Genomic DNA, 26,746 nt, shown 5'->3' with positions numbered 1-26,746 from the left:
TGGAATCATTTCTTTTTAAAATCGACCTTATTGCTATCTGTATACGGAACGTAAATATCGAAATGGTCATTATTGGTTTTTATTTTAAGATACACCCCGTTCTTGTCAATTTTTTTGATTTTAGCTTTTAATTCATTTTTCTCACCTTTAAATGGGTACAGAATCCAAACAAGCGGTTGAGCGTCCCTGACCGTAGTCTTATAAATGGTGGTCGTGTTAGGTCGAAATTTATTGTATTCCGAACTATACCAACCCTGAATGTTTGGCGTCTCAGCACCACTGATATTAGAGATTTCGAAATCTTGATTATTTACAGGAATAATAGCCAGGTTACCACCTGAATTATTTGTAGAAACGATTTGATCCTTCACCTGAATTTGATGCTCCGGATGCCAGTGCCAAAGGGTTTCGATGCTTCTGGGCTGATCACTAACCACACGATCTGTAATGATCCAAAATTCATCGCGAACATATAGCATAGTCCGTTGGTGTTCTGCCGTCCCTTCGAGATCGTCAAACTGATCAAACGAACCCCAGGCATAATCATAGACATCGGTGATCTTATAGTGCAACGCCGATAAAGGATTTTCCGTTTCCTTAGGCCCCGGAGCCTGTCCCTGACCATCGATCAACAATGTATTGTGTCCTGCACTGCTTTGCGCATATTTTCTGAATTTTTTTGCCACCGCTCCCGTATAGGCAAACCTTCCGGAGTCTACTAAAAAGTCCTTGCCAAAAGCAGCCACCGATAGATGGAGTTTGTCTTTGTGTTGATGCCCTGTTCCCCAGGGTCCAATGTCAAAGAACGACCAGTGGGCATCAATACCATAGTGATTTCGGGATATAAACTGACCCGCCCATGGGAAAATAAATGAAACCTCGTCCGGGTTACTTATGTATTTATCGGTGTGTTTATGGAGATGTTTCCAGTTAGGGATATCATATTTTTGATTGGCTTTCTCCAATCGTTCGAAATTATAGTCCAGGTCACTATCGTTGTTCAATACCCCATAACCATTCGGTCGAATGGATTGGGCCAGGTAATTATACATTTTTTGCAATGTTTCATGATAGAATTCCGGTAAGGCTTTACCAGCGATCTCACATGTGGATTTAAACTGTTCAAAATTATCGATGGTTACATAATGATAGTGAGAGCTAAGTTCCTTTTGCACTCCATCAGGATATACCTGTTCCGTAATGCTCTTGCCCATTTTATCTATGGCATAATCCAACCACTCATCTGCACCTTTAAATTCTGGAAAATGAGCAGCAATAACTGCTAATCCCGATAATTCCATGGTGAGCCAGTTATTCTTTTTTGCATGAAAATGCCTGCTGTAATGCGCATGATCCGGTAAGCTGGACAATAATAATAGTTTGGTAGCATCTGAAATTAAATCGTTATTGATGGTTCCGTAAAAAATGGAAGTCCAGTATTTATTCCGGTACGAAACTTCTAACCCCCTCCAGATAGCATCAGTTCCCCATTTCTCAGGGTAGGGCTGACTCTTAATAATGAAATCGCGAAGAAACTCATCGATATAACTAACATATTTGGAGTTTCCGGTTTTTAAATAAGCATGGTAGACCGTATCAATCTGAAAATGACGATTCGATAACCAGGCCCATTCCCTGTCGTTATTCGGGCCTTTATAGTGCCAGTCTCTATGTCCGTCGTCACCCCATGGTACTTTTCCCTTTACATTTTGAATTGTAAATACATTTTTAAGGATGGTATCGGCTTTGGCAACTGAAATATCAGTAGGGGGGATGTTTGATTTTCTGTATTTAGAACCGTTACGATTGTGTTGATAATACTGAATTAATAGTTTACAGGCTTCAATGGTATCGTTCTGCCGGAGCACACTATCTACAACATCAAGACCATCATAGGTGAGATCAATTCGGGAGAAAAGATGGTTGATTAATTCAGGATAGTTGGTGTTTAAGTCCTCAACTGTTTTAATTTCTTTCCAATGTTGCGCATGTGCGGGCTGGCGATGGAGGAAAGAACAAATTAGGAAAAAAGCGATTGTTATAAATTTCATCAATGTTTAGATTGTTTGATACCTCTAAGCTTAAAAATAGATGATCTAATGGTTGATGACAAACTGTTTTTTGTTTTCTAACATAAAGAGTGTTTAATGGAACAATAATCAGAAAATAAAGCCCGCTATTTTAGCGGGCTTTTATTTTAACCACACCAGTAAAAGAGTTTGATGTGCTTAAAGTTTCCTTCTTTAATTTCTTTACAAGCTTTTTGACCTCGTTTGTATTTTTTATTGCGTTCCTCGATTGGTTCTAAACCAAGTTGAGCCCTTCTGGTATTAAACTCATCAAATCTTGTGGAATCCGTGACGATAAAATGTTGGTCGTAGATTTTGACATTGTTACAAATAGTGTCTGCACCTTTTCTTGCCTGAAAGTCAATAAAGGTAGCATAATGTCCGGGGTCTAAGTTCCCGTTCGTTACTTCTTCCCAAAAAAGATCATTATAATCACATTTTTGTCTAGGCAGGGAATAATAGTGCCATAGAATGATTTTTGCTGAATTTTGGACGTATGCTCTCCTATAGGAGTCATTAGGATCATATCCTACAGCACTAGCGCCAATTAGTCGTTCACCCGGATACCCATAATCTTTAATCAAGGGAATCAATTTGTTTTCCACAATATCACTGATGACAATATTGTATAAAGAATCATATTTAGGTTTGTTTATAGGGTCTACCCTTGCTAAGGAATCCCAATAATGTACTTTCCATTTTTGATCTAAGATTGTTAACTTATACAAGGTATCGCTTAAAAAAGTGTTGATGCTTTCTTCATAGATTTTATTACTGGACTCAAAATTTTCATCTATAAATGGATACAGTTCTTTTTGCTTTAGGTAGCCGTTTAGCAGAGAGTCTTCTTTAAAATATTGCGGCAACAAGCCTCGGCGCATTCCTTCAAGGCTATATTTCTTAAAATGATCAAGGCTGTCTACGGTAGCACTAACCTGCATAGCGGTAAAACAGTGTTTGGCAAGTGGTTTTTTCACCAAAGTAAATGCGGTGTCGTATTGCTTAAAGGCGGCCACATAGTTGGAGTCCAGGATGTGCTTTTCAGCCATACTGATATGGCTTTGATAAGCAATATAATCCGGACGAATAGAGGTGCTAGTAGTTGATTCTTTTTTTTCAGGATCTGACTTGCAGGCAATACATAATGTGATTGCCATAAACATGAGAAGTGTTTTGGTCATAATTTTGGATGTATTTGATTGGTTCAATAATTTAATCCAATTCCTACAATTACTATGCCAAAAATATAACATAAAAAAGCCTCAAAGAATTCTTTGAGGCGAACCGGTCAATATAGTTACTTGTTTAGTGTTCAATAGGTTGGTCGGTTAGTTTTACCGTAGGTATGCCTTCATTACCTTTGAGAACCGATATGTTGATCGCTTTTTTTGATTTTACCAGTTCAATCGCTTTTTTAGCACTGATCTTCGAACCGTTAAAATAAAACGTTGCGTTTTGCTTGGCTAGCTCCTTCATGTGCTCTTCCGGATTCGGTGGTGGCGGTGGAGGTGGCACGGCACCTTCTACCTCCATAACCTGAATTACCTTTTTAGGAGTGTTTTCTGTTTCTACAGGAACTTCAACCACCTCAATGACCTCGCGTACCTCTACTACCTCACTCGCTCTTTCTTCAACTACCTCTATAACTACAGGCTCTTTAGGTCTTGGTGGAGCAGGGGGTGCCGGGACCTCAATAACTTCGATGATTTCTTCTTTTACCTGCTTGTGTTTCCGCGCAGGTGGAGGAGGAGGTGGTAATTTTTCCTGGTTACTTTTTTCTTCCGCACTCAGTTGGTAATAAGCCTCAATCATACGGTCGTATAATTTTTTAGCAACCTTGGCTTCGTCCTCTGGTAAACTTAAATATACTTGTGGCCATGCTCCTTTAGGCGTAACGTATGCTAAAAATTTGCTTCTGGATTTTGAATAATTGGCCGTGTTAGATGATCCTGGTGGTGGGGGTGGAATATTGGGATAAGGCTCCGCCTCCTTTTTCTGCGCTTCCGTCATGATACCGTAGATATAATACATACGCTCTACCTCCTTTTTATCAATTTTAATGGTGCCGGAATTAGCATTCTTGTATTTTCTCGCCAGTTTGTTGTATTCGGCAATCATTTTTTTGGAAGCACCCTGTTGTATGGTTGTAATTAACTTTTTCGAATTTTTAAAAGAGGATAAATCAGGATAAGGTTCAGCAGATTTCTTTTGCTCTGGCGATAACTTTTCGTAGAGATGTTGAATTTTACTAATATCGATAAGGTCCATACCCTTTTCCAGGTTGAAGGTATTATAATGTTTAACTAAACTATTATATTCGCGCAAGGCTTCCTCGGGAGTGTTTGCTTCCAATAGGTGATTGTACATTTCCTTCATCAGAATTCCATTCGTTCCAATAGCATATTCTTTAATAGTAGGAAAGCCAAGCGTAATCAAAAGGTTATGAAGTGAATTGCAAGCCTCAACGCTTACATCCGGACCATATTCAATATGAACTTCCCCTCTTTCAATATAACTGGAGAGTTTCTGTTCGATGGTTTTTAAGGTGAAGGTAGATTCTTGAAATTCAATTTCATTATCGATTGACATTTTCAGTACAATCACATCTGGTTGATCGTGTATCAACTTAGTTTCTTTTTCACTAAAACTGTAAATAAGTACCGCTAACAGTGGCAATAATAAAGCCGACTTCAGCCAGGTGAAATTTGATGTTTGTTTTTTCATAACGGTAAATCGTTTTTTGATTGATGAATAATTAATGGCACTAGAAAGGCCTGTATGTTTGGCACTTGATGAGAATGCCAGTAATAGTTCCTGATAGGTTGATGAATGAACTCCGTGATTTAAAACCTCGCGGTCTGCTAAGAACTCATGGTTTAGTTTGATATGCCTTTTAGCCCAATAAATGAACGGATTAAACCAGCATATAATCTGTAAGACTTCCAGAAATATAATATCGAGCGAGTGTTGCTGCCTGGCATGAGCCTTTTCGTGTAATAATACCTCGTCCGGGATGTTGTTTTGATGGTAGTCGTCGCCGTTTAAAAAGATGTATTTTAAAAAGGTATGGGGCGCTAGTTTGTCTTTGTGTAATACGTTGGTATAAATAGCGTATTGCTTAACAGGGTTCTGTTTTATTCGGTTTATAATGCCTTTTATTCGTACCAGGAATCGCAGGTAAAAGAACAGGACTCCAATACCGTAGATGCTCCATAAAACGGCAGGCCGGTAACTAACGGTTGATAAGGCACTAGTGTCTTCATCAAAAGACATGGCACCGGTAAATACAGGAGTGGCCCCTTCTGAAACCTCAATATATTGCGTGAAGGTTATCAAAGGAATAACAAAACTTATAATAACAGCTGTCAGGAGGTAATAGCGCTTAAAGGTATGTATGCCTTCCTTTTCTAAGAAAAACTTATAAAACACTAATAAAATAGCTAAACAAGCTCCCGATTTTATAAAGTAGAATAGCATGATTTACGATTTCTTTAATTGATCGTCGATAATCTTTCTTAATTCCTTTAATTCTTCCTCGCTCAAATCAGTCTTCTCCGTAAAAAATGAAGCAAACTGAGCCGGTGAATCGTTAAAGAAGTTCTTGATCAAGCCTTTCAATTGTTTTGAAAAATAGCTCTCTTTCGTAACCAAAGGATAATATTCCCGCGATTTGCCAAAAAGCTTGTAAGAAACAAACCCCTTGTCCTGCATACGCTTTAAAAGGGTGGCAATAGTCGTATTGGCAGGCTTTGGCTCTTCGTATTGTTCCAATAAATCTTTCATAAAAGCTTTCTTTAACCTCCATAAATGATTCATCACCTCCTCTTCTGATTTTGATAGTTTCATAGACTATAATGGTATTGTTCTCTACAAATGTAGAAATAAAATTTAATTCTACAACTGTAGAGGTAATAATTTTAAGAATTAATTAATAAAGCTTACCGAGATAACAGGGAAGATAAAGAAGATTCAATCCTCATATAATGATCGTGGTTGCCGGCAAATAAGGGTGTTTTTTTAGAGGAGCTTAAAGAAATATTAAACAGTTGAATACTATGGGTTTAGGTACTCTAGGCCCGGTGCAAAGGCATGGATAAGGTATAGATACAGTATGGATAAAGTATAGTTGGTGTATGCCTGAAGTATGTGTTGGAAATATATAAGAATATAAAGAGGCTCCTTACAAAAGAGGGGTATTCCACTTTTGATATCTATTGATGTGAAGAGCAGTCAAAAAAAAGCCCGCCTGGGTAACTTTAACCAGGCGGACTCCTTATATGTTGTGAATATTATTAAGAATTCTTCAACTCCTCTACATCAGCAACCGTTTTAGCAACTGGCTTTCCTAGAATCTGACTACCATCTTTAGTAATTAAAAGATCTTCTTCTACTCTGATTCCACCGAAGGTTTTAAATTTTTCTACTGCATCGTAATTCACGAAGTCAGTATATTTCCCTTCTGCTTTCCATTTGTCGATCAGGAATGGATTGAAATATAAGCCTGGTTCTACAGTAATAACAAATCGTTCTTCTAAGGCTCTACCCAATCGTAAAGATCTGAATCCGAACGCTGGATTTTTCTTAAGTGTTTCTGTGTATCCCACATATTCTTCTCCTAAATTCTCCATATCGTGAACATCCATCCCCATCATATGTCCTAATCCGCACTGGAAGAATAAGGTGTGCGCTCCTGCTTGAACTGCATCTTCTGTATTCCCTTTCATGAGTCCCATGCCTTTAAGACCTTCAACAAGTCTCGAAGCAGCTAACTCGTGAACATCTTTAAACAAGACACCCGGTTTTAATGCAGCGATAGACGATTCATGCGCATCTAAAACAATATTGTAAACCTCCTTTTGCAGGTCGGTAAATCGCTCTCCTGCAGGCATGGTTCTAGTCATATCTCCTGCGTAATTCATCAAAGTCTCCGCTCCGCAATCAACCAATACCAGGTCGCCTTCATTCAATACGGCTGAGGTAGCATGATTATGTAAGTATTGTCCATCCTTTGTTAAAATAATAGGGAAGGAAATACTGCTTCCTTTGGCAGAAGCAATGGCCTCTAATTCTGCAGCAATTTCTTTTTCAGTGCGACCCACCTTTACATTTTTGATAGCATGGATATGCATGTCGGCCGTAATGTCAACTGCTTTAGTGATTTCCGATAATTCAATATCACTTTTATATGAACGTTGTGCTACAACGGCCTTAATGAAATCAACAGATTTTTGATTAGCAACCTCCTGGGTAGGAATGTCCAGCATTTCACTGATTTCAACAGTGGTCTGCGCTCGGTATGGAGGTAGATAATGTACTTTCTGTCCTTTACCGCTTGCCGTTTTAAGGTATGAGGCAAGCTCCTTTAATGGTCGAACTTCTTGAATGCCTGCTTTGTCTGCAAAAACCTGCAACGGATCAGCAGCACCTACCCATACCATATCTTCCGGAGTGAGGTCGTTACCAAAAAGAATTTCTTTATCGTTGTCTATATCGATCAGAAAATATAAATCAGGTTGATTGATTCCGGTATAGTACAAAAACGTGCTGTCCTGACGGAAATGAAACCAGTTGTCTCTGCAATTCATTCCAACATTGCCGTTTCCCGGAAATAATAAGATACCACTTTTAACAGTCGCTTGTAACTGTTGCCTTCTCGAAACATATATATCTTTTGAAAACATAGGTGTGTTTTTTTAATTGAGCCTCAAATGTATATAGAATTATAGGATCTAAAAAAAGTCCTTGAAGATTTTCAAGGACTTTTAGAACTATTTAAGATATTCGATGCTTAGAGCTCGTCTAATGAAAATTCTTTAGGCGGTTCAACTCCTTTTAAATGTTTTACAAAATAATCCCATCGCTTACGCATCATGTACTTGGTCATGTCTCCATAACCATGTCTTTTATTCGGATACATGATGAGATCAAAATCTTTATTTGCTTTAATAAGAGCTTCTACAACCAATAGCGTATTGGAAGGAGGTACATTGTTGTCCATCGTACCATGGGCTAAGAGTAATTTCCCTTTTAAATTTTCTACTAGTAGTTGATTGGCCTGACTGTCATAGTTGGTAGTTCCGTCAGGATTCGTTTTTAATAAACCATGCCATTTTTCACCCCAATCAGCTTCATAGTTTCTGTTATCGTGATTCCCCGAACTCGAAACGGCAACATCATAAAAGTCAGGATAACGCAATACAGCATCCGTTGAAGCAAATCCACCTCCGGAATGCCCCCAGATCCCAACACGGGTAGTATCCATGGCCGGATACTTTTCCGCAAGTTGCTTGATCGTCGTGATATTATCTGGTAAACCATTATCTCCCATATTACCATAATAGGCATCGTGAAACGATTTCGACCTTCCCGGAGTACCCATAGCATCCACAGCTACGACCACAAAACCTAATTCGGCAATAGCCTGGAAATCGCTTCGGGCAGCTCTGAACGAATAATTGCCCACACTCCCTGATTGTGGCCCGGGATAGATATAATTAAGCACCGGATACGACTCACTATCCTTATACGAGCTAGGAACATACATGATACCGTATAAGTCGGTTTCTCCATCTCTGGCTTTGGTAGTGAACTCAATTGGCTCCTGCCATCCGTTGGCCTTTAATTCCGAAATATCAGTAACCTCTAAATCCAGGATCTTTTCACCCTTCATATTTCTTAAAACAGTTACAGGTGCATTGGTGGTACTAGAGTAAGTATCTACGATATACTCCCATGAAGGAGAAATTTGCGTACGGTGCGTTCCTTTATCAGGAGTAAGGCAAATTAGGTCACTCCCGTCGAAATTTATGCTGTAAAGGTAATCGTGGTACGGGTTTCCTTCTTCTTTTCCTCCGGCAGTAAAGTATAGTTTTCTTGCCTCAGTATCTACTTTCAATACCGCTCTTACCTGCCAGTCGCCTTTAGTGATCTGATTTTTTAACTCGCCTGTTTGCAGGTTGTACAAATAAAGGTGCCCCCAATTATCCCTTTCCGAATACCAGATAAATTCATTGCTGTCAAACAATACATGCCAGTTAACTTCGTCAACACCCGATTCAAAATAAGTATCTACTTCTTCTTTAAAAATAGAAGTAACAGAACCTGTTTTCGCATCCGCAATTTTAAGTTCAGCAATTTTATGATCTCTTGATGAAGACACAAAAGCAAACTTAGAGCCATCCTTACTCCATTCAGCATCCAGTAACTCACCACTCCAGTCAGCGACATGGTCCGTAATGGTCGATCGTTGATAATCGGCATTTGTTTTTAAACGAGTTATTTTTCGGGTAGGAATATCGATAATAACGCGCTCCAACATGAATACGATACTATCTCCGGGTAATTCATATTTCCATGCCTCTAAATCAGGATGACCAACTTTAGTACTGGTAAGATACATTTCTCCAACGCCTCTGGCATCTTGCTGAAAAGTGGCAATTTTATCAGAGTCTGGCGACCATTTTAAAACCGGACGATCATTCTTGATCCAACCGGCATTGTTGGTTGCATAGCCATAATCTTGTTTTCCGTCTGAGGTAAGTTGTGTTTTCACTCCGGTCTCCAGATTTCGAACCCATAAGTTATGATCACTGATAAAGGCAGCTATTTTTCCGTTTGGTGCTACATATTCATTACGATTAGGTCTCGCATTATTCGAGGCTTCAACGGTCGAAATACTATAATCATCCAGGTTGCAGCTATAGGTTTTACCATCAATACTGAATTCGATCGTGTTATGACTCGTATGTGCAATCCCGTAAAACGGAAGCAGTTCAGGTTTAACATCCACTTCGAGTACACCAGCAAGGGCTTCAGCAAGCTTCTGATGATCAAAAGCAGCTTGCTTCTCCGAAGTATTGGTGTTCACCGTGATAAACTCTTTACCTGATTTTGTTTTCTTCTGATAGGTGTAAATGGAATCGCCTGTCCAAAGACCACGTTCAGCAGAGCCATATACATATTGATTTAAATTAGAAGAAAGGTGCTTGGCAGCATCCTGGTAGTCTGCGGTTGTAATGGCCTCCTTAGTTTGGGTTTCCGTACAACCGATCATTAAAAGTGCGGAAACGATACTGAGTGTAACGTTTCCGGTAGTGTTTTTTAAAATTTTCATTTAGGTCGGAAGTTTTATGTAGTTAGTCATTCAATTCGGTAAAATATTTATAGAACCATGGAATGGTTTCAATACCCTTGAGATAATTCCATACCCCAAAATGCTCATTCGGAGAGTGAATGGCATCGGTGTCTAAACCAAACCCCATTAGGATGGTTTTACTTTTTAACTCCTTCTCAAATAATGAGACAATCGGAATACTTCCTCCGCTTCGCTGCGGTATTGGTGTCTTTTCAAAGGTAGTTTCGTAAGCTTTTGAAGCAGCCTGATACCCTAGGCTGTCAATAGGGGTAACATAACCCTGACCCCCATGGTGAGGAGTAACTTTTACCCTAACGCCATTCGGAGCGATACTTTCAAAGTGTTTTTTGAAAAGTTCTGTAATCTCCTGCCAATCCTGGTTAGGAACTAAGCGCATAGATATTTTCGCATAAGCTTTGCTCGGGATAACTGTTTTAGCTCCTTCTCCTATATAACCACCCCAGATACCATTTACATCAAGGGTCGGACGAATAGAGTTACGTTCGTTAGTAGTATATCCGGTCTCTCCGTACACATCGTCAATGTCTAAAGCTTGTTTATAAGCATCCAAAGAAAATGGAGCTTCGGCCATTTGAGCGCGTTCTTCGGCAGATAGTTCTTCTACCTTATCATAAAATCCGGGTACGGTAATATGATTGTTCTCATCGTGAAGCGATGAAATCATTTTGGTTAAGATGTTAATAGGGTTCGCAACAGCGCCACCATACAACCCACTATGTAAATCCCTGTTAGGACCGGTAACTTCTACCTCCACATAACTAAGCCCCCTAAGCCCTGTTGTAATAGAAGGTACATCTTTTGCGATCATTCCTGTATCTGAAATGAGAATAACATCATTCTTTAATTTTTCGTGATTACGCTCAATAAACCACCCCAGGTTTTCACTTCCAACCTCTTCTTCTCCTTCGATCATGAATTTAACATTACAAGGCAAATTACCTGTCTGGGTCATGTACTCTAAGGCCTTTACATGCATATACATTTGCCCCTTGTCATCACAGGCACCACGAGCATAGATAGCCCCATCAGGATGCGCCTCTGTTTTTTTAATCGTCGGCTCAAAAGGAGGGGAGTCCCATAAATTATACGGATCTGCCGGTTGAACGTCATAATGACCATACACCAATACAGTTGGTAACTTCGGATCAATAATTTTTTCACCATATACAACCGGATAACCTGGTGTTTCACAGATCTCCGTTTTATCGCAACCTGCTTTGTCAAGTGCGTTTTTTACAGCCTTGGCTGTGTCAAGTACATCCTGTGTAAAAGCGGAATCAGCACTTACTGAAGGTATTTTTAATAACTCAATAAGTTCGTTTATAAATCGATCTTTATGTTGATCAATATACTCGTTAATAGTGTCCATGAAGAAATTTTCAGTTTTTCCAAAAGTACAAAAAGAACTTTTTATGCATTTAGGGTTTGAAAATTGAAAAATTGATTTATATTTGCACCCACAAAATAACCGCGGGTGTGGTGAAATTGGTAGACACGCTAGACTTAGGATCTAGTGCCGAAAGGTGTGAAGGTTCGAGTCCTTTCACCCGCACAGAAAGCTTCTCAATTAGAGAAGCTTTTTTTTTGACATATAATCAGCTTGTTTTTAGCCTTTTATGATTTAATGCGACTATCAGCCTTTTCTTTTTTACTTAAAAGTGACTTTTCTGAATTGACCGTGTCTTAATATATGTAAGACCTTCTTGAAGGGATTGCATACACACATTTTTCATATACAATACAGGGAGGAACTATTCATTACAATTTTATTGAGAAAATAAATTGGGCTTGGGGTGAGGGTTTCTCCCTTGTTTAAAGTATTGAGCTTACTTTGATTTTTCAGGTATTTAAACTGAACAACGACAAATGTAAGTGACCTGAAAAAGAAAATGCTGAGAGCGCAATATTTAAAACGTAAATAAGAAAACCCAAGATTGCTATTAGTAACTCAACTGTGATGGGGGATGAAAGTTATATTTCATCCCCTGTTTTTGATTTTATTTCGGGGATAATCATAACGTTAACATCTCTTTAAGACCCTATTGTCGTATATTAAACGAGTTAAGATTTAAACCTACTCCTAAAATATGGGTAAAAGTAAGAAGAAGCAATTCTTGAAATTGTTCTTAAAAATTATTGGCGCATGCTTTCTGTTGGGTATTCTGTTCTTTTTATCTGTTTATGCAGGTTTCTGGGGAAAATTACCCAAGGTAGAAGAGTTAAAGGAATTAAAACAAGCGCAGGCAAGTCTTGTTTTAGATGAAAATAATGAACTTATAGGTAAATACTTTGTTTTTGACCGTCAATCTGTAAAGTTTGAAGAGCTCCCACAACATTTAATCGATGCCCTGATCGCTACTGAAGATGTGCGCTTTTATGAACATTCAGGACTCGATACCCGAAGTTTAGGAAGAGTGTTCTTTAAATCCATTTTGTTAGGAGATGATTCTTCCGGAGGTGGAAGTACCATTACAACCCAATTGGCCAAAAATCTTTATGGTAGAGATGACTATGGAATCTTTAGTATGCCGGTTATTAAAATGAAGGAAGCCATAATTGCCAGAAGAATTGAAAAAATATATTCAAAAGAAGATATCCTTACCCTTTATTTAAATACCGTTCCTTTTAGTGATAATACCTATGGAATAGAAAGTGCAGCACAAAAGTTTTTCAATTGTTCAACGACTCAGTTAAACTTATCACAGTCAGCCACCTTGATCGGTAGCCTGAAGGCTTCACATAGCTATAATCCCAGGTTGTTTCCGGAGCGAAGTCAATTCCGTAGAGATGTGGTATTGCAGCAAATGGTAAAATACAAGTTTATTACAGAAGAAGAGGCCAGGGAAGTTAAAGAAAACAAAATAGCCCTCTCCTATCAGTATTTTAATGCCAATGATGGGTTAGCACCCTATTTCAGGGAACAAGTTAGAAAAGAGGCTGCATTGCTTGTTGCAGACCTTAAAAAGGAGGATGGAGGAACATACGACTTATATAAGGATGGCTTACGGGTGCATACCACCCTTAATAGAGATATGCAGGAATATGCGGAAGCTGCTATGAAAGAACATATGAGTCGTTTGCAATCACAGTTTGAAAATGCCTATGGCAAGAGAAAACCGTGGAAAAATAATGAGATCATTCTTGAGTCTGCCAGAAAATTGCCCGAATATAAGCGATTGAAAAAGAAAGGGCTGGAAGAAAAGTTAATTCTTGACTCCCTGAAACTCAAGAAAAAAATGAAAGTTTTTGACTGGAAGAGTGAAGAATTAAAAAACTTGTCTACACTTGATAGCATATCGCACTATTTAAAATTTCTGAATACAGGATTTGTTGCCTTGGATCCGCATACCGGAGCTGTTCGTGCCTATGTCGGTGGAATTGACTTTCAGTCTTATAAGTACGACCATGTCATTCAAAGTAAAAGACAGGTTGGTTCGACCTTTAAGCCTTTCGTATACACCGCAGCATTAGAGAATGGAATGGATCCGTGTACGTACTTCTCTCTAAAAGCAATTACCTATGAAGGGGAAGAAGACTGGACGCCGGAAAATGCCACTCAGAAAGAAGAGGATATAGAAGTCAAGTATTCGCTTGAGAAAGCATTGAGCAATTCCATAAACACCATAGCAGTAAAGGTTATGGATGAAACAGGTATTGATGCGGTAGTCGATCAAGCTCGTAAAATGGGGGTTAAAAGCAAGTTGCCGGAAGTCCCTTCATTGGCACTCGGAACGGCAGAAATGTCGTTGATTGAATTAGCATCGGCCTATACGGGATATGTAAATAATGGAGTTTCTGTGCAACCTTATTTAGTAACAAAAATCGAAGATAAAGCAGGGAATGTTTTGTGGGAACATGAGGCTGAAAATACAACGGAAGAACCCGCATTTTCTGAGAATACCAGGGAAACCATTATAGAGATGCTAAAGGCTACGGTAGATGAAGGGACTGCAGTTAGGTTAAGAAGTAGGTATGGTTTAAAAAATGATATGGCCGGGAAAACAGGTACCACCCAGAACAATAAAGACGGATGGTTCGTTGGTGTTACGCCAAAACTGGTAATGGCCTCCTGGGTTGGTAATGATGATCACAGAATCGGTTTTAGTAATACCGGTATTGGACAGGGAGCTAATTCAGCATTGCCTAATGTGGCACTTTTTCTTAAAAAGCTTAATTCAGATAATGAATTTCAATCCATTTCAAATGCTAAGTTCCAGAAATCTTCAGAAGAAGTTTTAGCAGCTCTAGAATGTGATCCGGTAAGGGAAGAGACCTTCTTTGAACGTTTGTTTGGTGCAGAGGCGCCTAAAAAGAAATTCGGAGAGAAAAAGAACAAAGGGTTCTTTTCCTTCCTCAAAAAAAAGAATAAAGAAAATGAGGAAGAAAAAGAGAATGATTAAATAGCAATAAGTTAGAAGGAATATGAAATTCCAACGCCTAGTAATTGCTTAAGCTGAATTCTTGCTCCGTATTTGTCAACCTCTCCTTCAGGAGTTTCAGATTCTTTGAATTTAACATCGTTATCGTATATGATATGTGTTCCAATATTGGCTTTAACATATTCATTTACCGTTAGGTCAAGCAACATTTCCCAGTCAATATCAACATTACCAAAACTATTCAGGTAATCTGTGTATAGGTTGAGTCGGTTGTTGAAGTTCATATTTTTAGAGATCTCCTTTTTAAAGGAGTTCGTTATGAGAATACCCACCTCCGTATAGATGTTTTTACCGTGTTGGATAAGATTGCCATCCATGTCGTATTTGGCTTTCTGAACACCAAAAGCCCCTTTATCCGCCAATCCTTGATCTAATACAAAGGTTGATTTTTGCGTTAATGGAGATATATATAAATTAAAATCAGGCTTGTCTTCAATGTATTCTGCACCAATACCTATAAAAAGATATCCTGGTGCCATAAGACGTGAAATAGGATTATCGGTATCCGGATATTTATAACCGTTACTGAACTGGGTTCTAAAATTAAATTTGGCAGAATGATACCAGCTTGACTTTTCTTTTCGCTTAAAACCTGCCGTAGAGTTAAACTCGATCCTGTCATCGGTTTTTCGTAACTCTCTTCCTTCCTGAGCGTTGAGACCAAAGCTAAGTCTTAATTCATTATTCCAGGAAACCATTGGAGTTTTGTATTTACGAACAAAATTCGCGCGGGATATTGCAGAGAAGGAATTATTTCCCCCTGCATTCCAGTTTACAAAAGCAACTTCAGTTAAACTGAGTCCTAGTTTGTTTTCTTTAGTCCAGTTAGATTTAGGAACGGTATCCTTCGCAGCGAGCGCAGAATCTTTTTTTATGGCCGCCGAATCAACCTTTACAATAGGAGGAGCTATCTTTTTTATCAAAGAATCCACCTTAGAAATAAAATAATAGTTTTTAATAATCAAGGTGTCTTTGGTGTTTACGATAGTATCTCTTTTAATAACTGTCAGTGTATCTACCTGAGCATATGAGAAATAACAACAAAAAAGGAAAAATAAAACTACAAACTGTTTCATTATTAGTGATTTAGCGACGCAAAATTGATAAAAAAAATAACGTTATAAAAATTGTTGCAAAGTTTCTTCAATCGAATTAGTATCAATACCTACAATTTCTTGTAATTGTTCTACTGTACCATGCTCGATAAATCTATCCGGTACCCCCAACGATTTTATAGTTGATGTATAGTGGTGTTCAGTGGCAAATTCGGCAATAGCACTTCCAAATCCACCTTTTATGGAACCATCTTCAACCGTGATGACCGTATTGAATTTTTTGAAAATATGATGCAACAAGTTTTCGTCCAAAGGTTTCACAAAACGCATGCCAAAGTGAGCGATTTTCTCATTATTAAATCGATTAATTGCTTCTGTAACGTTTTTAGCTATAAAGCCTAGCGAAAGAACTGCAATACTACTCCCTTCTTTCAGGAGCGTTCCTGTTCCTATTTCAATTTTTTCAAAAGGAGTTCGCCATTCATTTAAAATCCCTCTTCCTCTGGGATATCGAATGGCTATCGGTTGATTAAGTCCTAGCTGTGCGGTATACATTATGTTTCTAAGCTCCGTCTCATTGGCAGGAGCAAAAATAATGAGGTTAGGGATGCACCTTAGGTAGGCGATGTCAAAAACACCATGGTGGGTAGCCCCGTCCTGCCCAACTAATCCTGCTCTGTCTAAACAAAAGATGACCGGTAGGTTTTGGATGGCTACATCGTGAATGACCTGGTCATAAGCACGTTGTAAAAATGTGGAATAAATATTACAGAAAGGGATCAGTCCCTCTGTTGCCATTCCGGCCGCTAAGGTCACGGCATGCTGTTCGGCAATACCAACATCAAAGGCTCGGTCTGGTATTTCATCCATCATGAATTTTAAAGAACTACCTGTTGGCATGGCAGGGGTAATCCCTACAATCTTTTTGTTTTTCTGGGCTAACTCTACAATAGTACGCCCGAATACATCCTGAAATTTAGGTGGTTGAACCTTATTTGTCTTTGGAGCCAATTCGCCTGTTACCTTGTCAAATTTTCCTGGAGCGTGATAACGAACCTGATCTTGTTCTGCCTTTTTTAATCCCTTGCCTTTTGTGGTGATAATATGCAGAAATTTGGGGCCCTTAATTTTTTTAAGACGACTAAGCTCATTAACTACAATGTCAATATCATGGCCATTAATCGGTCCTGAATAATTAAAGTTTAAGGCCTCAAAAATGTTTTGTTGATTGCGAAGTTTACGCTCTTTAACATTGGTTAAATATTCTTTAAGTGCACCAACACTTGGATCAATCCCAATGGTATTGTCGTTAAGAATAACCAGGAGATTAGCATCTGAAACCCCGGCATGGTTCAGCGCTTCAAAAGCCATTCCGCTTGCAATAGAGGCGTCTCCGACAACAGCTATATGGTGTCTGTCTGTTAAACCTTTTAAATTAGAGGCGATAGCCATTCCCAATGCTGCTGAAATGCTTGTGGAGCTATGGCCGACTCCAAAAGTATCGTATTTACTTTCTGAACGTTTAGGAAATCCACTAATCCCATTGAGCTGCCTGTTCGTGTGAAAGACCTCCCTTCGTTCTGTTAGGATTTTATGTCCGTAAGCTTGATGCCCAACGTCCCAAACTAAAAGGTCATCCGGTGTGTTGAAAACATAATGTAAGGCGATGGTTAGCTCGACCACACCTAAGCTTGCTCCCAGGTGTCCTTCCTTAACAGAGAGTATGTCAATGATAAAGGATCTTAACTCCTTTGCCAGCTGAGGTAGCTGTTCAGGAGCTAACTTTTTCAAGTCATCCGGAGTGTTAATAGATGTGAGTAAATTTGATGCCATTAGGCAAAAGTACGAGTTGAAATTGTATTTTTGATGCATGATGAATCCTTTTGATGATAATTATTTTATGAAGAAGGCTTTGCAAGAGGCAGAGATGGCTTTTGATAAAGGGGAAGTGCCTGTGGGAGCAGTAGTTGTAATAGACAACAAGATAATTGCCAAATCACATAACCTGACCGAGACCTTAAATGATGTAACGGCACACGCCGAAATGCAGGCGATAACCGCTGCAGCCAATTATTTAGGAGGGAAATATCTTATCGATTGTACCTTGTATGTCACTTTAGAACCATGTCAAATGTGTGCCGGAGCGTTGTATTGGAGTCAGATTTCCAAAATCGTTTATGGAGCAAAAGATGAAAAGCGCGGGTTTGAAACCATGGGAACTACCTTACATCCTAAAACTAAAATTATTGGAGGGGTAATGGAAAATGAAGCCGCGACACTTATGAAGCGTTTTTTTATTGAGAAAAGAAATTTAAATTAATTCAGTAATCCCCAGGGGGCATAAAATAGAAAAAGCGCAACCAATGTTGCGCTTTAATTTTTTCCAAAATAAAATATGATTATCCTATAACTCTCACGTCAGAGGCAACTTTTCCTTTTTTGCCTTCTTCTTCGTTATATTCTACTTTGTCTCCTTCGTTAAGTTCTACTCCGTTCAATGCAGTTACATGAACAAAGATATCACTTCCTGTTTCATCGTTGGTAATGAATCCGTAACCTTTGGAATCATTGAAAAATTTTACTGTACCAGTCATTATAAAAAAATAAAAAATTAATTAGATGGTGCTAAGGTAATATTTAATATGATACAGCAAGTAAAAAGAATGTTTTTTTTGAAAAAATTATTGATTTTCAGGGTGATTGCTATTTTTTTTGTTCATTTTGTCGATGTTTTCCTGGGTAAACATATAGTCCTGAATTTTCTTTCCTTTCGATCTGTGATAGATGAAAAGAGGTATTAAAACGAATGCAATGGTAAGTACCCCAATACCAACGATTCGATCTCCGGTAACATTATTATCGTTCATTTTGAAATAAAACCCGACTGCAATAGCGCCTATGATGGCAACAAATAATATCTGAAGAAATCGTTTCATATAAGTGAAATCTGCTAGTTATACCGCAAAGTTAATTAACTTTCTTCTATAAGCGGTAAGGAGCTTCGATTTTGAAACAAAACCAACATAAATGCCATTTTTGGTGACCGGTAAGTTCCAGGCGCCACTATCCTGGAATTTTTTCATGACGGTGGTCATTTTATCTTTTTCCATTTCTATGATAGCAGGTGGTGTTTGCATAACATCCGAGGCCAGAACAGATTCATACATAGTTTGGTCGAACATAATAGGACGAATATCATCCAGTAATATAACGCCTTCAAGAGTTTTATCCTTTTTGTTCAATACCGGGTAAATATTCCTTTTTGATTTCACAACAGCCTTGTGGACAATAGCTCCCAAGGTCATTTCCGGATGTACAGGCATAAAGTTTTTCTCAATCACACTTTCCAGATCCATAAAAGTTAAGATCGCATGATCCTTGTCGTGGGTGATTAGTTCTCCTTTTCGTGCTAATTCCATAGTATAAACGGAGTGGGATACAAAATATTTAGTGAAAGAATACGATATCGCCGCTGTGATCATAAGTGGAATGAAGAGTTCATATCCGCCGGTCAATTCCGCAATGAGGAAAATTGCTGTAAGTGGAGCGTGTAGGACACCGGCCATCAGACCTGCCATTCCTACCAGGGTAAAATTACTTTCAGAAACCGAAGTGTTCAGAATGCCAAAACTATTGATTATTTTGGCAACACAATTCCCGAGAATACTCCCCATAAATAAGGTAGGCGCAAATATTCCACCAACCCCGCCTGCACCAAAAGTAATACTGCTCGCAACCACTTTGAATAACACCAAACCGCCCAATAATGCAATTACATTCCAGTTATTACTGAGGTCCATATTAAAAATATTGCCCTTTAAGGCAGCAGCGAGATCTCCTTTGATAATGTTGTTCATAACGTCGAAGCCCTCCCCGTATAGGGGAGGTATAAGAAACACCAGAAAGCCAATACCCACCCCACCTATAATTATCCTTTTAAAAGGAGATTCAATCTGGTCAAAGAAGCGATGAATATGTTCATATACCTTAGAGAAATATATTGAGACCAACCCGGCAATAACCCCTAAAATCATAAAATAAGGAACATCCGCAATGATAAATTTGTCTTCTATACGAAAGGGGAGTAAAATATCATCCCCAAAGAAAAAATAGGAAGTAAGAATAGCTGATAGCGAAGCTAGTAAGAGCGGTACTAATGATGTTAGCGTTAGATCAAGACTGAACACTTCAATTGCAAAAATAATGGCGGCGATCGGTGCCTTGAATATCGATGATAGTGCCCCCGCAGCGGCACACCCTATAAGGAGTGTTCTGGTAGGTTGGTTCATGTGAAACAACCTTGCTATATTCGAACTGATGGCAGCTCCCGTTGCAACCGTGGGTCCTTCCAGTCCTACCGAACCCCCAAAACCAACAGTGATCGGAGCAGTCAATATACTCCCGAACATCTGATACTGCTTCATAATGCCTTTTCGTTTTGAAATAGCATAAAGGGTAGAGGGGATACCGTGACTTACCTTATTCCTGATCACATACTTCATAATGAGATAAACAATGCCAAACCCAATTATGGGAAATATAAAGTAAAAGGCATGATGGTAATACTGAACCAGGTTGCCTTCCAGTAAATGCTGAATGAAGTGAGTGAAATTCTTTAATACCAATGCTCCAACTCCAGATGTGAACCCGACTAGAACACTGAGCATAAGTATGAACTGGCGATGCGATATATGTTTCGCGCGCCATATTAATAGCTTGGCTAATAAAGATTTCTTTTGATTAGGCATAGTTTAAATGCAGCTATAATTGCTTTTGAAATAACAAAGATGAAAAAAAATCCCGCATATAGCGGGATAAGTATTTAGTTATTAATGCTTAAACATCAAGTTTTAAGCATAATTCTTTTAATTGATCATCATCAATTGGAGCCGGAGCGTCGATCATAACGTCGCGTCCTGCGTTGTTTTTAGGGAATGCAATATAGTCCCTAATGGTCTCTTGACCTCCAAGGATGGCAACCAGGCGATCAAACCCAAATGCAATACCACCGTGAGGCGGAGCACCATATTTGAAGGCGTTCATTAAAAAGCCGAATTGTGCTTCAGCTTCCTCTTTGGTGAATCCTAATAAAGAGAACATTTTACTTTGTAATTCCTGATCAAAAATACGAATTGAACCTCCTCCTATTTCATTTCCGTTTAAAACCAGGTCATAAGCATTGGCTCTTGCTTCTCCCGGATTAGAATTTAATAATTCCACATCCTCTAGTTTAGGAGAGGTAAAAGGATGGTGCATGGCATGATATCTTTCTGTATCTGCATCCCATTCCAGTAACGGGAAATCGACAACCCATAAAGGAGCAAATTCCTCAGGGTTTCTTAATCCAAGTCTTTCGGCTAGCTCCATGCGAAGCGCGCTTAACTGAGTCCTGGTTTCATTAATATTTCCAGAAAGAACACAGATTAAATCACCTGCTTTGGCACCTGTAGCCTCAGCCCATTTAGCAAGATCTTCCTGGTCGTAGAACTTATCTACCGAAGACTTAAAGGATCCATCTTCATTACACTTAACGTAAACCATTCCCTTGGCGCCAACCTGAGGGCGTTTTACCCAATCAATTAGTTTGTCAATTTCTTTTCGGGTATATGAAGCACCTCCGGGAACTGCAATTCCAACCACAAGCTCGGCAGTATTAAATACATTAAAGTCCTTATGTTGAGCCACGCTGTTCAATTCGCCGAATTCCATTCCGAAACGAATATCAGGCTTGTCATTTCCATATTTACGCATAGCATCGGCATAGGTCATTCTTGGAAATTGTGCTATTTCAACACCTTTAACTTCTTTTAATATATAACGAGTTAAGCCTTCAAAAATAGTTAAGATGTCTTCTTGCTCAACAAAGGCCATTTCACAATCTATTTGTGTGAACTCCGGTTGTCTGTCTGCTCTTAAATCCTCATCGCGGAAACATTTCACGATCTGAAAATATTTATCCATTCCACCAACCATTAAAAGTTGTTTGAAGGTTTGTGGCGATTGTGGCAATGCATAAAACTGACCTTCGTTCATTCTCGAAGGAACCACAAAGTCTCTTGCCCCTTCAGGTGTAGACTTTATAAGATATGGGGTCTCAACTTCAATAAACCCTTCATTCGAAAGGTAGTTGCGAACCTGCATAGCCACTTGATGACGAAATATAAGTTTATTTTTAACAGGGTTTCTCCGAATGTCAAGATAACGATACTTCATTCTTAAATCTTCACCACCATCCGTTTGATCTTCTATGGTAAAAGGAGGGGTGTCAGCTTCATTTAGCACCTTAATGTCTGAAACTAAAACTTCAATTTCTCCGGTAGGGATATTGTTGTTTTTAGATTCTCGTTCAATAACAGTTCCTTTTATCTGAACTACATATTCACGACCAAGTTCTTTAGCCTGGTTAAAAACATCTTTCGGGGTTCTCTCCTCATCAAAAATAAGTTGAGTAATGCCATATCGATCTCTGAGGTCAACCCAGATCATGAATCCTTTATCTCTTGATTTTTGTATCCAACCTGCTAAGGTAACTTCTTCATTTATATTTGCTGAGCGTAGTTCGCCACATGTATAAGATCTAAACATTCTAAATCAGATTTTAATCCTGCAAAGGTAATAAGTTATATAAGATCATTTTAGATTTTAATGAGCTTTTTATAACCATATTGGGACGCTCTCGTTTATTAAAAATTCGATCATTTAGTGATGTTTTTCAGTGAAAGATATTTTTTAAGGTGTTTTGAATGAGTGGATTACCGTTTTAATGTTAATTTAATGTTACGTGAATGTTGCTTTAAGGTAAAAATTAGTTATATTTGTTAGTATAATGTAAACAAAAGGGTCGACAAAAGCACTTTAAAAACATATACTATGAAAAATATAACATTAACATTAGCACTTTTGTTTTCTGTAGTTTTATTTGCTCAAGAACAAAAAATAGAACCTATTTTCGAAAAGCAGGACAATATGGTTAAAGCTACCTATTTTCACGGTAATGGGGAAGTAGCTCAAACGGGTTTCTATTTAGATGGAAAGTTGCAGGGAGAATGGGTCTCTTATGATAAGGACGGAAAAAAGACAGCGATCGCTAATTACGATCAGGGTAAAAAAGCCGGTAAATGGTTCTTTTGGTCAGATGGTAAATTAAGTGAAGTTGATTATACCGACAATCGCATTGCAAATGTTACCACCTGGAGTTCGGAAAGTCAGTTGGTGAAAAATAAATAATGTCGAAAAGATATAAAGCCATAAAAAAGCCCTGATCATTCGATCAGGGCTTTTTTTATTGTAGCTTAATAAGTTCATTGAATAACCGAATCATGTCAGGTTCTGCCTGACCGGCAACCTGTATTATTTCGTCAATGCTAACAGGTTTTAGATTGTCAGGATCTCCTATGTCTGTTATAACAGATACGGCAACCACGGGTAAGTTTAAATGGTTCGCAACAATTACCTCTGGTACCGTGCTCATGCCAACGGCATCCGCTCCGATTATTTTTAGCATTCTATACTCTGCCTTAGTTTCAAGCTGTGGTCCTAATACAGAAACATAAACACCTTTTTTTAAGTCGATGTCTTGTTTTTCTGCAATAGATTGTAGTTGCTCCTTCATTTTAAGGTCGTAAGGTTCACTCATGTCGGCAAAGCGTTCACCAAATTGGGAAACCCCTTTAAAGGCCAGAGGTGATCCCCCTAACATGTTAATGTGGTCGTCGATGAGCATCAAATCTCCTTTTTTCAGGTCTAAGTTAATGGCGCCGGAAGCATTTGATACGAAAAGCTTTTTAATACCCAATTGGTGCATTACCCTAATAGGGTAGGTTACATCGATAAGGTCATATCCTTCGTATAAATGAAAACGACCTTGCATAACCACTACTTTTTTGTTTTCTATCGTTCCATAAATAAGTTTGCCGCTATGGAATTCTACAGTAGCTAAAGGGAAGAAGGGGATATGATTGTAGTGAGCCACGATCGGGTTCGTGATCTCATTGACAAGTTTCCCTAAACCTGATCCTAAAACAATTCCAATTTCGGGATTGTCGAATCCTTTATTTATTAAATAATCTACAGTTTCATTTAAATGATCGAGAGCCATAGTTGAATATTTGTTAGACCAGACAAATGTAGGTATTTTCATTAAACACAAAACCCGGCAAATGCCGGGTTTTATTTATATGTGAATTCTAAAAAAAAATTAGAAGTTGTATCGTAAGCTAAAGTTCCAGGTTCTTCCAAAACCAAAATAAACTCTGTTGCTGGTGCTGATACCATTATAGGTTTCGTCTCCAGGCTCAGCAAAAACATTGGTCTCGGATTCTGAAATATAAGTCTCGTCAAATACGTTGTTAACATTAAGTCTTAAGCTAACAGATTTAGATTTATCGCGACCTACAAGCATCTTGTAAGATAGACCGGCGTCAATCAAATCGTAAGCAGGAAGTTGAAGTGCTCCCTGGTTATCAGGATTTCCAAACTGCTCTACAAAATCTCCACTATCTCCTGCGAAATCTGCATATAGATTGTCAGCATGATACCAGCTAGCGTCAAGTTTTAATCCTTCTAGTGGTTCTACATCTACCCCTAACCTTGTAGTAAATTGTGCAGCATCTCCCACTTTAACACCATCCAGGTATAAGGTATAAGTGCCTACCAGGTTTTGACCAGAGTCAAATACATTCGCTTCTACATCGCCTCCGTATTCCCAGTTACCAACTGAAACCATACCATATACGTTGAAGATTGAATGTGGTATATAGGTGAAGTCTACTTCAACACCAGAGTGAATTTGTTCAAGACCCTGGAAGTTAGCAGATCCATCCTGATCACCACTAACAGTTACACCTTCTGATAAGAATCGATCTTTCCAAGAGGTTCTGTAAAGGTTAACATTGGCTCTGAATCTACTTGACCTGAATCCGTAACCTAACTCTAGTCCGAAAACTTTCTCATTAACGGCATCTTCATTTACAGTATTGGAGTTATAGTCGATAAACACCCCGTCAAATAAAGGTTGCTTTGAGTAATAACCCGCATTAGCGAACACATTATGTTGCTCATTGATGTTGTAGTTAAGTCCACCTTTTACATTTCCTCCTAAGAAATTCTCCCAGTCAGACTCTTGCTCTGGATCAGAATCTAAATAGTTGAAATAATCAATTCTTTTGAATCCTTGATTTGATATCGCCGCTTGAACGAAAGCAGATAATGCCTCATTCTTGTATTCTAACTGACCGAAGGCACCAGCCCAGTTTACTTTACCATCATTAAAGTAATCGATCTTAACTTCTTTATCGGTGTCTTTAAATACATTCCAAACATTTCCGATGGTAGGAGCGTATGTTTCATTGATAAACCTGTAGTTTTCATTGATGTTGTCATTGTCAACATATACATCGCTTCCTAAATGATCAACCAATCTTCTGTAATGGATACCTTTATAAGTTCTTAGGTCAGCTCCAAGATCGAAAGTCCAGTTCTCATTGATTTCGTTGTTAAAGTTAATGATGGCGCCAAACCAGTTATGAGAGTTTACTGAAGAACGTTGAGAAATACCGTTTTGACCTCCGTAAATATGACCACCGTCATCGACATAACGAGAATCGTAATCACCACCATTTACAAACATTCCCTGGTACATAGGGTCTCCACCTCCGGTATATCCTTGTCTTGGATCTCCGAAAGCAGGAACATCAACACCGCGATTCCAGGCAATTATATCGTCAACTCTAACATGACCCTGACTGTCTTTAAACTGACCGTAGTATGATCTTCCGCCATTAATTCTACCAATGGATCCGATTGATCCTCCGCGTCCAAATGAAGCATACAAAACAGATGATAGAGTAGAGCTGTCAGAAATATTCCAGTCCCAGTTTAATGAAGTAACAGGCTTGTGATAGAAGTTACCACTAAAAGTGAATTCCTCGCCATTTCTGTATCCGAAATCACTGTTGTATTTTATATTAGGGTCACCATTCTGACCGTATCTGATGTAGTCACTGATGCTAGGTGCAAATCCTCTCTGATTGTGTTGTTGAGGTGCCCCCGTTACAGTAAATTGAAAATCGTGTTTGTTGTTAGGCTTATAACCTAAGGCAAAGTAGTAGTTATACCCTTCAAACGAAGTACCCTGAGCATAACCATCACCGGCAGTTCTGCTAAAAAGTATGGAAGCAGAAAGGCCATTGTCCATTAAACCGGTGTTGTAAGATGTAAGTAATTTTAGGTAGTTATTGTTACCTACTCCAGCCATCACCGAACCACCTTCGCTTCTTTCGGCAGATCTTGTAAGTACGTTGATGGTACCCCCTACAGATGAAATGGCAAGTTTTGAAGATCCTAAACCTCTTTGTACCTGCATGGCAGATGTTACGTCAGATAATCCAGCCCAGTTAGACCAGTATACCCATCCGTTTTCCATATCGTTTACAGGAACACCGTTAATCATAACCGCTGTATTTCTTTGGTCAAAACCACGTATGTTAATACGCGCATCACCAAATCCACCACCTTGCTTGGTAACATAAACCGAAGGAGTAGATTTTAATATCTCAGGAAATTCCTGAGAACCTAATTTTTCCTGAATTTCAGAAGCTTTAATGGTCGATACGGCAACAGGTGTCTCTCTGTCTTTAGCAATATCCGCAACTCCTGTAACAACAACACCTTCCAGTTCTTGTGCGTCAGCACTTAAAATAATGTTGCCTACACTGGCAGTGCCATTGGAAAGGGTGAAATTAACTTCTTTTTTTACAAAACCAACGTAAGTGATCACGAGTGTTCCTGAGTTGCCGGAAACATCAATTGAAAACTGTCCATTGAAATCGGTCGAAGCGCCGTTACTGGTTCCTTTAACCATAACATTAGCCCCTGGTAATGGCTCATTGAATTCGCCATCAATTACAGTACCTGTAACAGTACCTTGTGAAAATGCAGCAGTAGCTACTAAGGTAAATACTGCTGTAAAAATCCAATTGTAAATTGTCTTCATTTGTTAGTTAAATTTGTTTTTACGGTGCAAAATTC

At 38.8% G+C, this 26,746-nt stretch carries 18 protein-coding genes and 1 tRNA gene; 4 read left to right on the top strand and 15 right to left on the bottom strand.

Going from position 1 to position 26,746, the window contains the following annotated elements; all coding sequences use genetic code 11:
• Positions 1-5: 5 nt before the first annotated feature.
• From BM361_RS15415 to BM361_RS15385, 7 genes are all read right to left on the bottom strand, one after another.
• Positions 6-2,051, bottom strand: coding sequence for an alginate lyase family protein (locus tag BM361_RS15415; RefSeq protein ID WP_083425973.1), 2,046 nt, complete (start codon positions 2,049-2,051; stop codon positions 6-8).
• 146 nt (positions 2,052-2,197) lie between these two features.
• Entirely contained in the window at positions 2,198-3,226 is a 1,029-nt protein-coding gene (locus tag BM361_RS15410; protein WP_139226735.1) for a hypothetical protein, read from the bottom strand.
• 148 nt (positions 3,227-3,374) lie between these two features.
• Positions 3,375-5,546 carry a M56 family metallopeptidase gene (locus BM361_RS15405; protein ID WP_083425972.1) on the bottom strand — a complete coding sequence of 724 codons (2,172 nt, stop codon included), beginning with the start codon at positions 5,544-5,546 and terminating at the stop codon, positions 3,375-3,377.
• A 3-nt stretch (positions 5,547-5,549) separates the two neighbouring features.
• Positions 5,550-5,915: a BlaI/MecI/CopY family transcriptional regulator gene (locus tag BM361_RS15400; protein WP_074979968.1), complete on the bottom strand. Its 366-nt coding sequence runs from the start codon at positions 5,913-5,915 to the stop codon at positions 5,550-5,552.
• Between the two features lie 446 nt (positions 5,916-6,361).
• The gene (locus tag BM361_RS15395; protein ID WP_074979966.1) at positions 6,362-7,750 is read right to left on the bottom strand and encodes an aminopeptidase P family protein; all 1,389 of its coding nucleotides are present in this window, start codon (positions 7,748-7,750) and stop codon (positions 6,362-6,364) included.
• 107 nt (positions 7,751-7,857) lie between these two features.
• The gene (locus tag BM361_RS15390) at positions 7,858-10,182 is read right to left on the bottom strand and encodes a S9 family peptidase (RefSeq protein ID WP_083425971.1); all 2,325 of its coding nucleotides are present in this window, start codon (positions 10,180-10,182) and stop codon (positions 7,858-7,860) included.
• A 22-nt stretch (positions 10,183-10,204) separates the two neighbouring features.
• The gene (locus tag BM361_RS15385) at positions 10,205-11,593 is read right to left on the bottom strand and encodes a dipeptidase (RefSeq protein WP_074979965.1); all 1,389 of its coding nucleotides are present in this window, start codon (positions 11,591-11,593) and stop codon (positions 10,205-10,207) included.
• Positions 11,594-11,694: 101 nt separating this feature from the next.
• On the opposite strand from BM361_RS15385, the gene BM361_RS15380 reads away from it, so the two are divergent.
• Positions 11,695-11,776, top strand: a tRNA-Leu gene (locus BM361_RS15380).
• Positions 11,777-12,311: 535 nt separating this feature from the next.
• A complete protein-coding gene (locus BM361_RS15375; RefSeq protein WP_074979963.1) occupies positions 12,312-14,624 on the top strand; it encodes a penicillin-binding protein 1A in 2,313 nt (770 codons plus the stop codon).
• A gap of 11 nt (positions 14,625-14,635) precedes the next feature.
• Here BM361_RS15375 and BM361_RS15370 read toward each other — a convergent pair whose 3' ends face one another.
• Together BM361_RS15370 and dxs are read right to left on the bottom strand one after the other, a co-directional pair.
• Positions 14,636-15,739 carry a DUF3078 domain-containing protein gene (locus BM361_RS15370; RefSeq protein WP_038266987.1) on the bottom strand — a complete coding sequence of 368 codons (1,104 nt, stop codon included), beginning with the start codon at positions 15,737-15,739 and terminating at the stop codon, positions 14,636-14,638.
• Between the two features lie 42 nt (positions 15,740-15,781).
• Positions 15,782-17,551, bottom strand: coding sequence for a 1-deoxy-D-xylulose-5-phosphate synthase (dxs, locus tag BM361_RS15365; RefSeq protein ID WP_074979962.1), 1,770 nt, complete (start codon positions 17,549-17,551; stop codon positions 15,782-15,784).
• Between the two features lie 37 nt (positions 17,552-17,588).
• Here dxs and BM361_RS15360 point away from each other — a divergent pair, with 37 nt between their 5' ends.
• Positions 17,589-18,038, top strand: coding sequence for a nucleoside deaminase (locus tag BM361_RS15360; RefSeq protein WP_074979960.1), 450 nt, complete (start codon positions 17,589-17,591; stop codon positions 18,036-18,038).
• Between the two features lie 79 nt (positions 18,039-18,117).
• Here the strand turns inward: BM361_RS15360 and BM361_RS15355 are convergent, their stop codons facing one another.
• From BM361_RS15355 to aspS, 4 genes are all read right to left on the bottom strand, one after another.
• Complete coding sequence (locus BM361_RS15355; protein ID WP_038266979.1) at positions 18,118-18,312, bottom strand: cold-shock protein; 195 nt, start codon at positions 18,310-18,312, stop codon at positions 18,118-18,120.
• 87 nt (positions 18,313-18,399) lie between these two features.
• Positions 18,400-18,654 carry a hypothetical protein gene (locus BM361_RS15350; RefSeq protein ID WP_074979958.1) on the bottom strand — a complete coding sequence of 85 codons (255 nt, stop codon included), beginning with the start codon at positions 18,652-18,654 and terminating at the stop codon, positions 18,400-18,402.
• Positions 18,655-18,672: 18 nt separating this feature from the next.
• Entirely contained in the window at positions 18,673-20,466 is a 1,794-nt protein-coding gene (locus BM361_RS15345; RefSeq protein WP_074979957.1) for a chloride channel protein, read from the bottom strand.
• An 88-nt stretch (positions 20,467-20,554) separates the two neighbouring features.
• A complete protein-coding gene (aspS, locus tag BM361_RS15340; protein WP_074979955.1) occupies positions 20,555-22,303 on the bottom strand; it encodes an aspartate--tRNA ligase in 1,749 nt (582 codons plus the stop codon).
• A gap of 285 nt (positions 22,304-22,588) precedes the next feature.
• Here aspS and BM361_RS15335 point away from each other — a divergent pair, with 285 nt between their 5' ends.
• Positions 22,589-22,945, top strand: a complete 357-nt coding sequence (locus BM361_RS15335; protein WP_074979953.1) for a toxin-antitoxin system YwqK family antitoxin — start codon at positions 22,589-22,591, stop codon at positions 22,943-22,945.
• A gap of 55 nt (positions 22,946-23,000) precedes the next feature.
• Here the strand turns inward: BM361_RS15335 and BM361_RS15330 are convergent, their stop codons facing one another.
• Entirely contained in the window at positions 23,001-23,816 is an 816-nt protein-coding gene (locus BM361_RS15330; protein ID WP_074979951.1) for a purine-nucleoside phosphorylase, read from the bottom strand.
• Positions 23,817-23,915: 99 nt separating this feature from the next.
• Positions 23,916-26,711 (bottom strand): TonB-dependent receptor, encoded by a 2,796-nt coding sequence (locus BM361_RS15325; RefSeq protein ID WP_074979950.1) that lies wholly within the window; start codon positions 26,709-26,711, stop codon positions 23,916-23,918.
• Between the last annotated feature and the right edge of the window lie 35 nt (positions 26,712-26,746).

The organism is Zhouia amylolytica, from assembly GCF_900116365.1.
Classification (GTDB): domain Bacteria; phylum Bacteroidota; class Bacteroidia; order Flavobacteriales; family Flavobacteriaceae; genus Zhouia; species Zhouia amylolytica.
This window is presented reverse-complemented; position numbering and strand designations above follow the sequence as displayed.

Excerpts from the sequence above, each read along its gene's own strand:
- BM361_RS15385 (WP_074979965.1), bottom strand. The coding sequence starts at position 11,593 with ATGGACACTATTAACGAGTATATTGATCAACATAAAGATCGATTTATA.
- BM361_RS15400 (WP_074979968.1), bottom strand. The coding sequence starts at position 5,915 with ATGAAACTATCAAAATCAGAAGAGGAGGTGATGAATCATTTATGGAGG.
- BM361_RS15345 (WP_074979957.1), bottom strand. The coding sequence starts at position 20,466 with ATGCCTAATCAAAAGAAATCTTTATTAGCCAAGCTATTAATATGGCGC.
- BM361_RS15355 (WP_038266979.1), bottom strand. The coding sequence starts at position 18,312 with ATGACTGGTACAGTAAAATTTTTCAATGATTCCAAAGGTTACGGATTC.
- BM361_RS15360 (WP_074979960.1), top strand. The coding sequence starts at position 17,589 with ATGATGAATCCTTTTGATGATAATTATTTTATGAAGAAGGCTTTGCAA.
- aspS (WP_074979955.1), bottom strand. The coding sequence starts at position 22,303 with ATGTTTAGATCTTATACATGTGGCGAACTACGCTCAGCAAATATAAAT.
- BM361_RS15390 (WP_083425971.1), bottom strand. The coding sequence starts at position 10,182 with ATGAAAATTTTAAAAAACACTACCGGAAACGTTACACTCAGTATCGTT.
- dxs (WP_074979962.1), bottom strand. The coding sequence starts at position 17,551 with ATGGCATCAAATTTACTCACATCTATTAACACTCCGGATGACTTGAAA.
- BM361_RS15350 (WP_074979958.1), bottom strand. The coding sequence starts at position 18,654 with ATGAAACGATTTCTTCAGATATTATTTGTTGCCATCATAGGCGCTATT.
- BM361_RS15410 (WP_139226735.1), bottom strand. The coding sequence starts at position 3,226 with ATGGCAATCACATTATGTATTGCCTGCAAGTCAGATCCTGAAAAAAAA.
- BM361_RS15375 (WP_074979963.1), top strand. The coding sequence starts at position 12,312 with ATGGGTAAAAGTAAGAAGAAGCAATTCTTGAAATTGTTCTTAAAAATT.
- BM361_RS15325 (WP_074979950.1), bottom strand. The coding sequence starts at position 26,711 with ATGAAGACAATTTACAATTGGATTTTTACAGCAGTATTTACCTTAGTA.
- BM361_RS15330 (WP_074979951.1), bottom strand. The coding sequence starts at position 23,816 with ATGGCTCTCGATCATTTAAATGAAACTGTAGATTATTTAATAAATAAA.
- BM361_RS15370 (WP_038266987.1), bottom strand. The coding sequence starts at position 15,739 with ATGAAACAGTTTGTAGTTTTATTTTTCCTTTTTTGTTGTTATTTCTCA.
- BM361_RS15405 (WP_083425972.1), bottom strand. The coding sequence starts at position 5,546 with ATGCTATTCTACTTTATAAAATCGGGAGCTTGTTTAGCTATTTTATTA.
- BM361_RS15415 (WP_083425973.1), bottom strand. The coding sequence starts at position 2,051 with ATGAAATTTATAACAATCGCTTTTTTCCTAATTTGTTCTTTCCTCCAT.
- BM361_RS15395 (WP_074979966.1), bottom strand. The coding sequence starts at position 7,750 with ATGTTTTCAAAAGATATATATGTTTCGAGAAGGCAACAGTTACAAGCG.
- BM361_RS15335 (WP_074979953.1), top strand. The coding sequence starts at position 22,589 with ATGAAAAATATAACATTAACATTAGCACTTTTGTTTTCTGTAGTTTTA.